Source organism: Lacibacter sp., assembly GCF_057361365.1.
In genome coordinates this window covers 47,910-61,122 of the sequence record NZ_JBMQSG010000022.1, presented here as the reverse complement: position 1 = coordinate 61,122, position 13,213 = coordinate 47,910, and the positions used below count along the sequence as shown (strand labels likewise).

The 13,213-nt window shown below is 39.4% G+C and carries 13 protein-coding genes; 5 read left to right on the top strand and 8 right to left on the bottom strand.

Features of this window, described 5'->3' with window-relative positions; translation table 11 throughout:
• Position 1 precedes the first annotated feature (1 nt).
• From ACO1QW_RS18470 to ACO1QW_RS18460, 3 genes are read left to right on the top strand one after another with little or no spacing between them, the layout of a single operon-like run.
• Positions 2–910: a phosphatidate cytidylyltransferase gene (locus tag ACO1QW_RS18470; protein WP_486260857.1), complete on the top strand. Its 909-nt coding sequence runs from the start codon at positions 2–4 to the stop codon at positions 908–910.
• Entirely contained in the window at positions 910–1,572 is a 663-nt protein-coding gene (locus ACO1QW_RS18465) for a M949_RS01915 family surface polysaccharide biosynthesis protein (protein ID WP_486260856.1), read from the top strand. Before ACO1QW_RS18470 ends, ACO1QW_RS18465 begins: the two co-directional genes overlap by 1 nt.
• A 37-nt stretch (positions 1,573–1,609) precedes the next feature.
• On the top strand, positions 1,610–2,266 hold the full coding sequence (locus tag ACO1QW_RS18460; protein ID WP_486260855.1) for a phosphatidylserine decarboxylase family protein: 657 nt from the start codon (positions 1,610–1,612) through the stop codon (positions 2,264–2,266).
• A 91-nt stretch (positions 2,267–2,357) separates the two neighbouring features.
• Here the strand turns inward: ACO1QW_RS18460 and ACO1QW_RS18455 are convergent, their stop codons facing one another.
• Positions 2,358–3,059: a YjjG family noncanonical pyrimidine nucleotidase gene (locus ACO1QW_RS18455; protein WP_486260854.1), complete on the bottom strand. Its 702-nt coding sequence runs from the start codon at positions 3,057–3,059 to the stop codon at positions 2,358–2,360.
• A gap of 85 nt (positions 3,060–3,144) precedes the next feature.
• On the opposite strand from ACO1QW_RS18455, the gene ACO1QW_RS18450 reads away from it, so the two are divergent.
• Entirely contained in the window at positions 3,145–3,861 is a 717-nt protein-coding gene (locus ACO1QW_RS18450; RefSeq protein WP_486260853.1) for an SDR family oxidoreductase, read from the top strand.
• Between the two features lie 251 nt (positions 3,862–4,112).
• Positions 4,113–5,894, top strand: a complete 1,782-nt coding sequence (locus ACO1QW_RS18445; protein ID WP_486260852.1) for a BatD family protein — start codon at positions 4,113–4,115, stop codon at positions 5,892–5,894.
• A gap of 8 nt (positions 5,895–5,902) precedes the next feature.
• Here ACO1QW_RS18445 and ACO1QW_RS18440 read toward each other — a convergent pair whose 3' ends face one another.
• From ACO1QW_RS18440 to ACO1QW_RS18410, 7 genes are all read right to left on the bottom strand, one after another.
• Positions 5,903–7,618, bottom strand: a complete 1,716-nt coding sequence (locus tag ACO1QW_RS18440) for a tetratricopeptide repeat protein (RefSeq protein WP_486260851.1) — start codon at positions 7,616–7,618, stop codon at positions 5,903–5,905.
• A 169-nt stretch (positions 7,619–7,787) separates the two neighbouring features.
• Positions 7,788–8,885: a VIT1/CCC1 transporter family protein gene (locus tag ACO1QW_RS18435; RefSeq protein WP_486260850.1), complete on the bottom strand. Its 1,098-nt coding sequence runs from the start codon at positions 8,883–8,885 to the stop codon at positions 7,788–7,790.
• A gap of 93 nt (positions 8,886–8,978) precedes the next feature.
• Positions 8,979–9,758 carry a hypothetical protein gene (locus tag ACO1QW_RS18430; RefSeq protein WP_486260849.1) on the bottom strand — a complete coding sequence of 260 codons (780 nt, stop codon included), beginning with the start codon at positions 9,756–9,758 and terminating at the stop codon, positions 8,979–8,981.
• Between the two features lie 167 nt (positions 9,759–9,925).
• Positions 9,926–10,315, bottom strand: coding sequence for a hypothetical protein (locus tag ACO1QW_RS18425; RefSeq protein WP_486260848.1), 390 nt, complete (start codon positions 10,313–10,315; stop codon positions 9,926–9,928).
• Positions 10,316–10,353: 38 nt separating this feature from the next.
• Positions 10,354–11,433 carry a glycoside hydrolase family 130 protein gene (locus ACO1QW_RS18420; protein WP_486260847.1) on the bottom strand — a complete coding sequence of 360 codons (1,080 nt, stop codon included), beginning with the start codon at positions 11,431–11,433 and terminating at the stop codon, positions 10,354–10,356.
• A 94-nt stretch (positions 11,434–11,527) separates the two neighbouring features.
• The gene (locus ACO1QW_RS18415) at positions 11,528–12,469 is read right to left on the bottom strand and encodes a hypothetical protein (RefSeq protein WP_486260846.1); all 942 of its coding nucleotides are present in this window, start codon (positions 12,467–12,469) and stop codon (positions 11,528–11,530) included.
• A 27-nt stretch (positions 12,470–12,496) separates the two neighbouring features.
• Positions 12,497–13,210: a response regulator transcription factor gene (locus tag ACO1QW_RS18410; protein ID WP_486260845.1), complete on the bottom strand. Its 714-nt coding sequence runs from the start codon at positions 13,208–13,210 to the stop codon at positions 12,497–12,499.
• Positions 13,211–13,213: the final 3 nt, after the last annotated feature.

The following is a 13,213-nucleotide window of genomic DNA, read 5'->3' as shown; positions in this document are numbered from 1 at the left end:
CATGGCATTTAACTGGCAAACATTCCGCACACGTGCACTCACAGCTATTTTGTTTGTTGTGGTGATGTTGTTTGGTTTGTTGTGGAATAAATGGAGTTTCCTTTTGTTATTCAGTGTGGTTCATTTTGGTTGCTGGTTCGAATACCAGAAACTCGTTGGGTTAATTGATAAAGGCTATCAAACTATTAATCCATTTCATAAGTATGGTGTAATGATTGGTGGTTATGGTTTGATGTTATTCTTTACTGCCGATTGGTATATTGCTAACAATGTTTCACTTCATTCTGCTGGATGGGCATTGATGCTTGTTGGTTTTTTGCTGGTACCTATCAGTGAATTATTGTTTTCGAAACACTTCAACATAAAATACATCGCTCATTCAATATTTGGATTATTATACATTTCGCTAAGTTGGGGATTATTGCTTCACTTGCGAAGTGGTGCAATGTGGATGCCGACAGGCACTGATGAAGATTCGTTTACGAATATCTCAACGCTGCTGGCGAAAATCAGCGGCTATGCCATACCGCTTATCATTATCGGCTCCATCTGGATCAATGATACAATGGCTTATATAGTTGGTTCGCTCATTGGCAAGACACCACTCAGCCCCATCTCTCCTAAAAAAACATGGGAAGGAACTGTTGGTGGTATTATTTTAGCGGTGGCAGTGATGTGGTTACTGGGTTATTTCAGTCAATCAACTTCGGTGTGGTTGTGGGCAGTTATTGCAGCAGTTGCAGCCATTGCTGGTACCTTTGGCGATTTGCTTGAAAGTAAACTTAAGCGTTTGGCCAATGTAAAAGATAGTGGAAGTATTATGCCAGGCCATGGCGGTTTTCTCGATCGTTTCGATTCTCTATTACTGGCAACACCTTTTGTGTGGTTGTTATTAAAACTAATAAGCTAATGATGCGTTATTGCATACTGTTGTTATTATTCTCTCTTATGCTTTCCTGTAAAAACAAAAAACAGGAAAGCAATACAACGGTGGTGCAGGAAGAAAAAGTTGTATCGGAAGTGGAAGAAGTTACGGCAGCCGTAAGTGCTTTGTTGCCTTTGCCGAGTTCTTATCAATTGAAACGTGCAAAGAAATGGCATGATGTATCTGGCGAAAACTGGTTGGTGCTTTATGAAACCGGGGCGTATATTGAAAAAGGACAAACCAACGCTTCGGCAAAATTATCAGCTGTGCTTTACCAGAAAACAGATAGCGGGTTTGTTACAAAGTGGAAAATGATGGATCAGATAAATAATTGTGAACTAGATATTGTGTGTTCTTTTTATGATGATCATTTAACGATTACTGATCTTGATAGCAACGGTCTTGCTGAAATTACAATGGTATATGCTTTGAGTTGTAAAGGTGATGTAAGCCCCAATGAGAAAAAATTGCTCATGTATGAAGGCGGGCAGAAATACGCTATTCGTGGGGAAGAATTAATGCTCATGCAAAAAGATTCCATTGGTGGAACCTGGAAAGCAGATACAGCCTTCAGCAAAGCTCCGAAGGCTTTTCTAAGCTATGCAATTGAGCATTGGCAGAAGTTTGGTAAACAACAATATCAATAGGGCGAATCTTTGTATTTTCGCTATTCAAATTTGTTTCATGACTATTCACAGAGAAGGATTTAAAAGTATATCTATTGCAGCGGTATTATTTGTGATCATTAACCTGCTTGCATTTAATTTTATAAGTCCGAATTTACCTGCACTTGCCTGGCTCATTTTTGCAGTTACTTTGTTTTTTTTCCTGTTTATTGTTTCCTTCTTTCGAATTCCCAAACGTGTTACGCCCAAAAATGAACACGCTATTTACAGTCCCTGCGATGGAAAGGTGGTAGTTATTGAAGAAATAACCGATGTTGAATACTTTAAAGACAAACGCATTCAGTTAAGTGTGTTCATGAGCCCTGCAAACGTACATGTTAACTTAAATCCTATTGCGGGCGAAGTAAATTATTCGCAATACCACAAAGGAAAATATCTTGTTGCATGGAATCCAAAATCATCAACAGAAAATGAACGTCATAGCGTGGTTTTAAGCAACGACAGGATTGTGATTCTCGTAAAACAAATTGCAGGTGCTGTTGCAAAACGCATCGTTAACTATTTGCAACCCGGACAAAAAGTAGAGCAAGGTGGTGAACTCGGATTTATCAAATTCGGTTCACGTGTTGATATACTGCTGCCTCCCGGAACAAAGATCAATGTGAAGTTGAACGAAGTGGTGAAAGGTGGTGTAACAGTGTTAGCGGAATATTGATTATTCCAGCGATAATTAACAATAATGAATTGAAAAATAAAAGCCTGACCGTTAAGTCAGGCTTTTGTGCATAGTGATTGTTGACAATTGCCTATACGAAAATAGTTTCCAATTCTCTCAAATGATAAATCACATAAGTTGGTTTTACGTTCTTTAACTCAGCGTTGATATGATTTACAAAAATGGAATCCATTCCTGCATTGATAGCGCCTTGAATGTCTGCATCTAAATTATCACCAATCATAATACTTTGCTTAAGTTCTGCGCCTGTAACACGAAGTGCATATTCAAAAATTTCTTTGTTAGGCTTCACACTGTTACTTCCTTCGCTCGTGATCACTTCTTCAAAGTAATGTCCAAGCTTACTGTTATCGAGCTTACGCCATTGCGTTTTTTCAAAACCATTGGTGATAAGATGCAGCTTGTATTGCTTCTCTTTTAAATGACTCAATATTTCATGTGTATGTGGAAAAAGGTTTTGTTTGGTAGGTAACACATCCAGGAAGTAGCCGCTCATTTTACGGGCCAGTTCTTCGCTGCCATTTTTAAATTCAAGCAACGTGCGCCACATCCGCTTCCATTTAAGGTCATCGGCTGAAATATAACCATGATGGTAACGATCCCAGAGTAAAGCATTGTGATGCAGGTAATGTTTGCAGAACAAATCAAAATCGTTAATGCCTGCTGCCTGAAGATCGAGTGCTTTATACACATCAGCCAGTGTTTCCATTGCATTGGCATCAAAATCCCAGAGGGTATGATCAAGATCGAAAAAGATATGACGGTATTTCATAATTGAAAACTACAGGCTGCGAAGATAGAAGTACCGTTACAACTAAAAAAGTTCGTACTTCGTATTTCGTAAATCGAACTTAACTATGAACGTTGTTATCACCGGCGCATCACGGGGAATTGGAAAAGCCATTGCAGAAATATTTGCAGCAAATGGTCATGGCTTGTTGCTTAGTTCAAAAAATGAAATAGCGCTTTACAAGGCAGTGGCGGAACTGCAGGAAAAATATCCAACGGTCTCAATCAAAGCCAAAGCAAAAGATCTCAGTAAACGGGAACAAGTTGACGATTTTGGCAAATGGGTGTTGGAAAATAATTTCAACATCGACGTGCTGGTGAATAACGCAGGCAACTTTCTGCCGGGTAGCGTTCACAATGAAGAAGAGGGTTGCCTCGAAGAAATGATCGCTACTAATCTGTACAGTGCTTATCATCTCACACGAAAACTGTTACCTCAACTGATGAAACAGGATGCGACAAATGGTTCCCGTGGTCATATCTTCAACATGTGTTCTATTGCATCGTTACATGCTTATAAAAATGGTGGAGCGTACAGCATCAGCAAATACGCCATGCATGGGTTTAGCAAAAACCTTCGTGAAGAAATGAAACCCCATCTCATAAAAGTAACAACAGTTTTTCCCGGTGCTGTTATGACCGATTCATGGAGTGGGTTCGATAATTCCGACAAGCGTATTATGGAGGCCGATGATATTGCAAAAATGGTTTATGCCAGTTCGCAATTATCGCCGCAGGCCTGCGTGGAAGATATCATCATCAGGCCGCAATTGGGCGATCTCTGACCGGTGATGATTTATGATAACCATTGATGATAATGATTAAATGATAGCCGCCGATGAACTCGTAAGCTTACAGATTTGCCCATTGCTTATTGCCAATTGCCCATTCTTCTCAACTGGTTTCATCATTATCATCACACACATCAACAAATCTGCGGTCCTTTTTAACATCAACTTACACCAACGGCTATTTCCTAACCATGCACTTGCGTTAAATTTGTGTACACATGTTTGGCTGTAAATCATATCGCCTTATGTTCATCTTGTTTCTGCTTTTGTCTTTTGGTACAACAGCACAAGTGAAACTGTCAGTTATTCCCAGTAAAACAGTTGTGCAGCAAAATGAAAGTTTTCAACTTCAGTTTGTCGTGGAAGGTGCCAACCAGATCGATGATTTTACGCCGCCATCCTTCCGCAATTTTGAACAGATGAGCGGCTTCGATCAAACCAATGGATGGACATGGGTGAACGGCTCACTTTCAGAATATATTACCTACACCATCACACTGCGTCCAAAAATAAAAGGACGCTTGCCCATTGCTTCAGCCATTGTAAAGGCAAAAGGAAAAATCGCCACGTCATCACCCATTTTCATTTTTGTGAAGGAAGCAGGTGCTGCAACGCAACTGGAAGAAGAGCGTCCCGATTATTACCTGATGCCAAATGAAAATTTGAAAGATAAAGTTGCAAAGAACCTTTTTATTAAAGCAACTGTAGACAAGCATACTTGCTTCGTAGGCGAACCGGTGCTTGCTACGTTTAAATTATTTACACGGCTCGACAGCGAATCGAAAATTGTAAAGCGACCATCGCTCAACGGATTTTCGGTAGTGGATATGGAGCAACCGGAAACAGGTATTTTTTCGAAAGAGATGTACAATGGAAAATTGTATAACTGTTATCTTATTCGTAAAGTACAATTGTTCCCTTTGCAATCGGGACAATTGGTAATTGAACCCGTTGAAGTGGAAAACCTGGTACGCATGATCAAGGCAAAGGCAAGGAGCTCGAAGGAAACCAACACCTGGCTTGATGCTGTTATGGAAAAAGTAAAAGAAGAAGAATACAGCAATGGCGACGTCATCCAGGAAACCATCATTCTGAAAAGTGATTCATTAAAAGTAACGGTGCGTGATTTGCCGGAAAATAATAAACCTGAAAGTTTTGATGGTGCTGTGGGTAATTTCAGCATGCAGGCATCGCTACTCAACACAAGTATTGCGGCAAATGATTATGCTACTCTGCGTGTGGTGATTAAAGGGAAAGGCAATTTACCAATGATCACTGCTCCAACTGTTCATTGGCCAACGGGTGTTGATTCGTTTGATGCAAAGCTGAGCGAAGAAATTGACAAACACAATGCACCTATCAGCGGAGCGAAGACTTTTGATATTCCTTTCGCTGTTTCAAAGCCAGGAACATTTGTTATACCACGCATCAACTTTTCTTATTTTGATGAACAAACAAAAACTTATCATACAGTTTCAAGCGACAGTCTGCAATTGAACGTAACGGCAGCAGTTAAACGAAAAACGCCTGTATTACATGATGAGCCAATTGTAAAAGAAGGGTTACCACGTTGGGTATGGGTAGCAAGCGTCGGCAGTGGTTTGCTGGTATTGATCATTGGAATCTTTTTCGTTCAACACAAAAAGGAAAAGAAAGCAGAAGAAAAGAAAGTTGTTCAGCAACCGGTTGAAGAAGATATTCAACCACAAAAACCAATGGATGCTTATTTGCAACCTGCAGCTTATGTATTGCAGGGATTCCATCCAAAACAGTTTTACACATTACTGATGCAGGGTGTGCAGGATTTCTTAATTGAACGCCTCGATCTGCAAACAAAAAATATCAGCAATACACAACTGGTGCAGGCACTGCAGCAAAAAAGCTGGCCCGACCTCGCAACACAATTCCAGGAACTTTCACAAGCTTGTGAGTTAGCTGTGTTTAGTCCAATAGAAATAACAGATAACAGGGAACTGCTGATGGAAAAGTCAAAAGAGTTGATGCAGGAAGTGGATAAGCGATCATAAATCAACATTTACTTTCGCATAGCGATGACATCTTTCTTTAAAAAGGATTTTGCTTTTTCAATTTCAGGTCTGTTGCTGTTTGGAGAATTAGTTGTTGTGAGCAGCTGGCTGTAATAGTGTTTTGCTTTCTCTTTATCACCTGAGAGTTCACTTGCTAATCCGGCACCATACAAAGCATTGAACCTGTTCGGATGAGTTTTCAAATTTGCTTCGTAAGCTGCCAATGCTTCTGTTGGTTTATTCATCTGCAATAACATATCAGCCATTGATTCACGTGCAGGAATAATTTCCCCAGGAGTAACAGGACTTTTTCCTGTTTTATCTTCCAATTCAACAGCAGCTGTAATTTGAACTAAGGCTTCGTTTGTTTTTCCTTCTTTAAAAAGTATCCACGCTTCGCCTGTTTTTAATTGTATCAACACCTGGTTGGCTTTGTACATGTCTTTTTCTGCGATCAGTAATTGACGCATGCTGTCCAGATTTTTCAATTCAGTTTTTGCTGCATCAAGTTTGTTAGTATGAACAGCTCCCATCAACCGTGTAAAATGGGTGATCGCTTTTTGCCACGGAAATTTTTGCCATGGAAAATCAATTGGGTGCATTTCCATGCCCGCCGCTTCTTTCCATAATTTATTTTCGAGATAATAGCGGGAGGGAATAGCTGCAAATGCATAAGCATCTTTAAAATTAACAGGATATACTTCTGTTATAGTCTTCAAATACTCATATTGCTGTTTAGCTAAATTATTTTCCCCACGCTGCAGATAAGCATACACGAGATAATCCATACCATGCAGTTCTTCATCCCAATGACCTTTGATGCCAGCCGTTTCTGCATAACATTTTGCAGACGAAGTTGAAATAAGATTTGATTGTATACATTCAGCCCACAGACCAAGGCGTGTAAAAATATGCGAAGGCATATGTTGTGCATGTGCCGACGATGGAGCAATAGATGCATATTTTCTTGCAGCAGGCAATGCAAGCGACGCAAGCTCGGGATAATCATACGTGTGAATAATGTAATGCACAATTCCGGGATGATTAGGTTCATTCGGATAAAGAGCCGTTAAGATGGTTCCTGCTTTCCGTTGTTTGGTATATGTTTTGTCAGCAGGATCTGCAGCGCCTACAAGTGACAGGGCATAAAACGCAGCAACTTCTTTATCTGTAGGGTAGCTCGTGTAAAGCTTTTCCATTTCTTTTTCAAAAAAGAGTGTTCTGCTACGATGATCGATGGTACTCCAGTCTTTGTAGAACAATGCCATCGCATCAATGTAATCTGTTTCTTTTTTTGATTTATTCTTTAACCCTTGTGCAATTAAGATGGCTTTTGTTCCTTTCTTCAGCTCTGCTTCTGTTGGCGGGGATGGCCATACCTGGTGATAATTACTCATAGCCACTCCCCAATAAGCCATGGCACAGGTTGGTTCTTCTTCAATTACTTTTGCAAATACTTTTTCTGCTTCATCATATTCAAACGAATGCAATAAGGCAATCGCCAGGTCAAAGTCTTTTTTGGTTTTTGGGGAGCACGAAGTGATAAATTCAACAGTGCCGAATTGTTCATCGGAAGGTCCACACAAAACAACATTGCCACGTTTAAGATTGATTTCACTGATTTCTTCTTTTGATGGGGCTGAACTTCTTTCTTTACATGCAGCAAACAGCATCACAATTAACCCCAAAATCAGTGCAGTAAAATCTTGAAATAGTTTGTTCATGACCATGTTTTTTTAAAAACTACCGCCAGAAATTTGTAAAAATGTTGCTGTACCAGATCAAGCTACACAAAAATTAGTGGTATTAGGGAGACGTGGATAATTAAAACAACAATGAGTCGACTGAACGTATAAACTGCGAAACAATTTTATCCGCTCGTTTTTGTTTTGCTTATCCTGCAATAGATACACCGATCAACTTACCAATGCCAAAGGTGATGGCTGCAGCAAGTAAACCAAATAATACTTGACGGAAACCTGAGAACCAAACATTTCTTCCGGTGAACAAAGTAATAGCAGCGCCAATCAGGAACAAACCCGCAGCACTTGCAGCAACACTTATGGAAATAGCTGTAAAGCCGGTTGTAAATAAAAAAGGTGCAACGGGTATTATAGCACCAATGGCAAATAAAATAAAGGAATAGACAGCCGCTTCAACAGCCGATCCTTTTAATTCTTCTGCATCAATACCCAGTTCTTCTTTCACCAACAGTTCGTGCGCTTTTGTTTTATCGTTCATGATTTCATTAGCAAGAAAGTAAGCTTGCTGTTCATCAATTCCCTTTGCCATATAGATCAAGGCAATTTCTTTTTTCTCTCCTTCAGGATTTGTTTCCAGTTCATCCATTTCCAGTTGCATCTGGTTTTCGTATAATTCCTGCGAACTTTTTACCGAGATCCATTCGCCCAATGCCATCGATAAAGCACCTGCCAGTAATCCTGCAAGACCTGCTAATAAAACTCCTTGTTGACCTTGTGTGGCACCAGCAACACCCATCACCAAACTGAAATTAGAAACCAATCCATCGTTACCGCCCAACACTGCTGCCCGAATAGCGTTGCCACCAACAGTACGATGTTTCTTTTCAAACCTCGATAGTTGCTTGCCCGATACTTGTGTTTCTTTTTCTAAAATGCTGCGAAGAATTTTTACATGCGTTGTTTCGCTGCCGGTGATTTCTTCTTTGTTTTTCTTTTTGGTTTGAACAATGGCATTTGAAATACTTTTCTCTGTATCCATCAACGCACCAAGCACATAATCATAACCAAATATTTTGCCGATAAGATTTAAGCTGTTTGCCCGCCACGATGGTTTGGGAAGAAGTGAAGCGTCGATCTTTTCCTTTGCAGCAAACGCTAAGGCATGACTGTTTTCAATTTCACTCATTTGCCTGAACACATTGGCAATAACCGGATCGTCTTCATGCGTTGCCAGTTTCTGGTAAAGAAAAGCAGCATCGATTTCTGTTTGAATATTTTTCAGATTCATAACATAAGTTGAGGAGTTAAGATAGAGAGAGAAATCGTAAACAGCGATGATGTTGATTGGCTGGCGAACTGATTGATAAAGGCATTCACCTGCTTATTTCCTGAGTAATGAAAGCCCGTATTCGCTGAAATGTTTTTTCCAGTTGGCAAGCGAGAAGCCAAATTCAAAATCGCCCAATTCATCAACATTGCGGTTTACATGTGCAGAGCAACGGCCGGTAAATACAACCAGTGTTTTTTCCTGCAGGCTGAATTGTATGTATTCAAGAGAAGTATACAATTGAGTGTCGAGACAGTTGCTGTAAACTTCAATCATTTCTTGATAGTATTCCTGGTCATCCTTATCAATCGCCGAACCTTTTTTTGATAATAATTCTTTGGCCGATCTTATTTTCTGCTGCAGTAATTCTTTCTTTTGTTTGTTTATTGCTGCAAGCAATAATTTTTGGCCCGAAGGAGTGAATAAGACTTCGGGTTTAAATAACTTGCCCGTTTGCAAATCGAAATTGTAATAACGGGTGAACGGTTCGCAATAAGCGCCACAACCCTCGGTTGAAATGCTGATGCTGAAAATACGTTTGCTATTTTGCAATACCTCGTAGGATATATCTGAAAGCCGTCCGTTGCTGTTCTCTTCATTCGGCCATATATTTTCAAAAATGCTTTTCTTGATCTTGTTCCTTTCGATGTCAAGAAAATCACTGACCAATGTGTTATTGATACTGCTAGTTACGCTTTTGCTTTTTGCTTTAACGGTGGGGAAAATATAAATCTCGTCTTTTTCAACCGGATGGTTTTCTTTGATCTCTTTCACCAATACCTGGCTATACGACAGTACAGGCAATAGCAAAGCAAGCAGGAACATTTTTCTCATGTATAGACCGATTGTAATTCTATGCTCAATTTAACGAATTCTATGTTGTCCCACTAGCCATGAGTTAAAGAAGTTTTTTACTCTTACTTGCTAGGTTAGAAAGGATATCCAATCAACCCGTAAAAAAATTTAATAAATTGGAAGTTTGCGAACGATACTAAGAAGGGCTAATTATGAAATTTGACAAGAGCAACGATAGATCCAATGCTGATTAGCCAAAACAAGATAAAGCAAGTCAAAACAATAATATCTGCGGAAGCAGAACTAATATCATAAAAGAAGTCAATCGATTCTATTGTCTGTATAGCAAACCCAATTGTAATAAGAGTTGCCGAAAGGTATTGGAATACTTGTTTTACAAATGATGCTTTATTTTTGAAACCATGAAAACTTAAAAGAGAGACAAAATCAAGCATTAAAAAGGCAATAAATAGAATGAATTCAGTTGGATAATAATCTTTGTTGAATGAAGCCTCTTTTAAAAGCAATATCAGTGGAATCATTAACCCTATGATCACGGTATAAACCAGTAAGGAAACTGTTCCGAATTTTTTCACGTGTCTCTTTGTAATAGGAGTAAAATAATATTCACGAATCATTCCTTCACCGCCACTGCAATTTTTGAATCGGCTGTTCCGTAATACAAAAACCATTTGTTCTTAAAGTAAACAAGTCCCTCAACAAAACATACTTCATTCACTTCGCCAATACGTTCATAGTCTTTATCAGGACGAATAAAATTGGAATCTGTACGACTGATCAATTTCCAGGGTTCATTTTTATCGAACAAAGCCTGTCCTGCTGCATAAGTAAACTTCGGCATGCTGCTGTCGTTAAAATTCGCAGCATTGCTGCCGTTGTAAATCAAGAGAATGCCATCGTTCTGCAACAGCGCATAAGGACCGGGCTCAACTAACCGACTATCGAAATAACCCATGCGTGGATGTAATACTTCAATGAGTTTTTTGCTTTCTTCATTTTCAGCAACGGTCCAGTGAATGAGATCATCAGACGATGCCATGAACAGATCCGTATCGCCGAAATACATCCAATACTTTCCGTTGATCTTTGTAGCTACGATTTTCTCTCCGTTTTGTTTGGCAACAATAGCTCCCGATTTCGACCAGCTGTCTTTATACTTTTCATTATTCAACACCAATCCATGCTTGGCCCATGTTTTCAAATCTTTTGATGTAGCTAAACAAAGCCGTGCTGTTTTGCCATCGTAAGAAGTATAAGTAAGAACATAAGTGCCATCTTCACTTTCAACGAGGCGAGGATCTTCCACACCACCTTTCCATTCGTAGATGTTCATACTGTCATTATCGGGAAAGAAAACCGGTTGTGGCAGTTTGGTAAAATGCAAACCATCATCACTCACTGCAAGTCCCAGGCGTGAAGTCATATGCCTGTCCTGTGCACGATAGAGCAAATACACTTTTCCATCTTTAACGACGGCAGAGGGATTGAGTACATTGCGTTCTTCCCAGTTTACCGTTTGTTTGCTCACTGGGCAATTGAATTGCTGCGAAGAATCAGGTTGCAGAATTGGATTGAGACTATCCACTTTTACAAAGTTGAGCATGGCCCAACCGTTGCTGTTTGTTGATTGCTTTTGTTGTTCGGTACAGTTATAGAGAAGAACGGTGAAAAGGAAAATGAAGACCTTGTTCATGATGGCAAGTTTGCAGGAAGGTAGGAAAAATGGCGATAGAGAATTTGTTGCTTTAGCTTGTTTTCAAATCGCCTTCCTCCGGGGGTGACAACGACTATTCGAAATTAGACGGAACATTCAATGTTGTTGAAAGCCTGTCCATTCTTATTGTATCGGATTTTTCAAGATCTATATATTCAAAACAAGTCTCAGAAAGTTTCAGGATTTGATATGTTCGTTTTGACTGATTGCGACTTAAAGTAACAGTATTCCTTTTTGCGTTCAAAATGAAATTTCCGGAAACTACAATAGATGAAGAGTCAGTAGGTAATCGCACAAAACTAAATGTGCCATTTTTGCTTAGAGTAAGTTTAAGGTATCTTTTTAGATCTCTATTATGTTTATCGCCAACCGATCTCCAGTTGCCATGTATTTTCGAAAAATCAATGCTAGATTCACACGGCAGTGGAATGTAAGGAGCCTCTATTTTTTCATAGACTCCCAACCGTTTAAATGCCGACACTGTTTCGCTATCGCTATTAATAAGCCTGTTTTTAACTGTTTCTCTTTTCCAAGACAATTCATCAAGCCGATGAAAAAACTTACTAAACCGATAAAGGGTATCATTACCATCTAATTGGAAATAGTAATAGAATAAACCGTCCTTGTCTTTAAATTCAAAATAAAATGTAGGGCCAGAATAGCCAGCATCCCCATAGCCACTACGGTCAGGTATAATGCCGACATGTTCTCGTCTCAATTTTTTTACTGCAGAAAATAGTGTGTCAAGGTAAAGGTAGTCGTTGAATTGACCTATTGAAGTTTTATAAATTATAGTATCGCTTTCGATACGAACTGGAATTCTAAGTATGACCGAATCCTTTTTGGGGTCGAAATACAAATAATTAAATAACCCTTGTCCTTTGTTATAGGGGGTTACACTATCGGCATGTGAAAAAGTAATTATCTTAATATATTCAACCTCATCTTTATAGTGTTTTGTTGAACAACCAAGTTGAAGTAAAATGAGTAAAATCAAAATTAGATGATCCCTCATATCGCCATGTATTTTTTTCAGTTCGACTCACTCTCCCTCCACAAAACGATACCCAACACCTCTTGCGGAATGGAAATAAACAGGGTTGCGGCTGTCTTCTTCGAAATACTTACGGAAGTTGAGAATAAAGTTATCTATGGTGCGGGTGGTAGGATAAACATTGTAACCCCAAACAACCTGCAGAATTTTTTCACGGGTTACAACTTCATTCTTATTTTCAATAAGCAGGTGTAGCAACATGCTTTCTTTTTTGCTCAATTGTATTTTTTCCCGTTTAAAGTTGGTTGCTTCCTGCGCTTTAAAATCGATATTGTTATTGCCAAAGCTGTAGGTTTCGCCTATGGTATCTTTATCCTGGATCTTTTTGTTCTTGTCAATCAGCTTTTCAACACGAAGCAGCAACTCTTCCAGGTTAAAAGGTTTCGTAAGATAATCGTCGGCACCTTTCTTTAAACCCAGCACACGGTCATGTGATGTGTTCTTTGCGCTCAGCATTAAAATAGGCACATCGTTTTTACGTATGCGAATACTTTCAGTGGCACTGATGCCATCCATTTCGGGCATCATCACATCCATAATGATCAGGTCGAAATATTCATTCTCCACAGCCTTAAGAGCAGCTACACCGTCGCCTGCTGTTGTTACTTCATAACCTTCGAGTTCAAGGTTTAGTTTCAATGCATCTGATAAATGCTCTTCATCTTCCACCAATAAAATGGAGGCTTTGTTTGTGGCCGACATGTG

Coding starts and splice junctions, on each gene's coding strand:
- ACO1QW_RS18470 (WP_486260857.1), top strand. CDS start 2: ATGGCATTTAACTGGCAAACATTCCGCACACGTGCACTCACAGCTATT.
- ACO1QW_RS18465 (WP_486260856.1), top strand. CDS start 910: ATGATGCGTTATTGCATACTGTTGTTATTATTCTCTCTTATGCTTTCC.
- ACO1QW_RS18460 (WP_486260855.1), top strand. CDS start 1,610: ATGACTATTCACAGAGAAGGATTTAAAAGTATATCTATTGCAGCGGTA.
- ACO1QW_RS18455 (WP_486260854.1), bottom strand. CDS start 3,059: ATGAAATACCGTCATATCTTTTTCGATCTTGATCATACCCTCTGGGAT.
- ACO1QW_RS18450 (WP_486260853.1), top strand. CDS start 3,145: ATGAACGTTGTTATCACCGGCGCATCACGGGGAATTGGAAAAGCCATT.
- ACO1QW_RS18445 (WP_486260852.1), top strand. CDS start 4,113: ATGTTCATCTTGTTTCTGCTTTTGTCTTTTGGTACAACAGCACAAGTG.
- ACO1QW_RS18440 (WP_486260851.1), bottom strand. CDS start 7,618: ATGAACAAACTATTTCAAGATTTTACTGCACTGATTTTGGGGTTAATT.
- ACO1QW_RS18435 (WP_486260850.1), bottom strand. CDS start 8,885: ATGAATCTGAAAAATATTCAAACAGAAATCGATGCTGCTTTTCTTTAC.
- ACO1QW_RS18430 (WP_486260849.1), bottom strand. CDS start 9,758: ATGAGAAAAATGTTCCTGCTTGCTTTGCTATTGCCTGTACTGTCGTAT.
- ACO1QW_RS18420 (WP_486260847.1), bottom strand. CDS start 11,433: ATGAACAAGGTCTTCATTTTCCTTTTCACCGTTCTTCTCTATAACTGT.
- ACO1QW_RS18415 (WP_486260846.1), bottom strand. CDS start 12,469: ATGAGGGATCATCTAATTTTGATTTTACTCATTTTACTTCAACTTGGT.
- ACO1QW_RS18410 (WP_486260845.1), bottom strand. CDS start 13,210: ATGTCGGCCACAAACAAAGCCTCCATTTTATTGGTGGAAGATGAAGAG.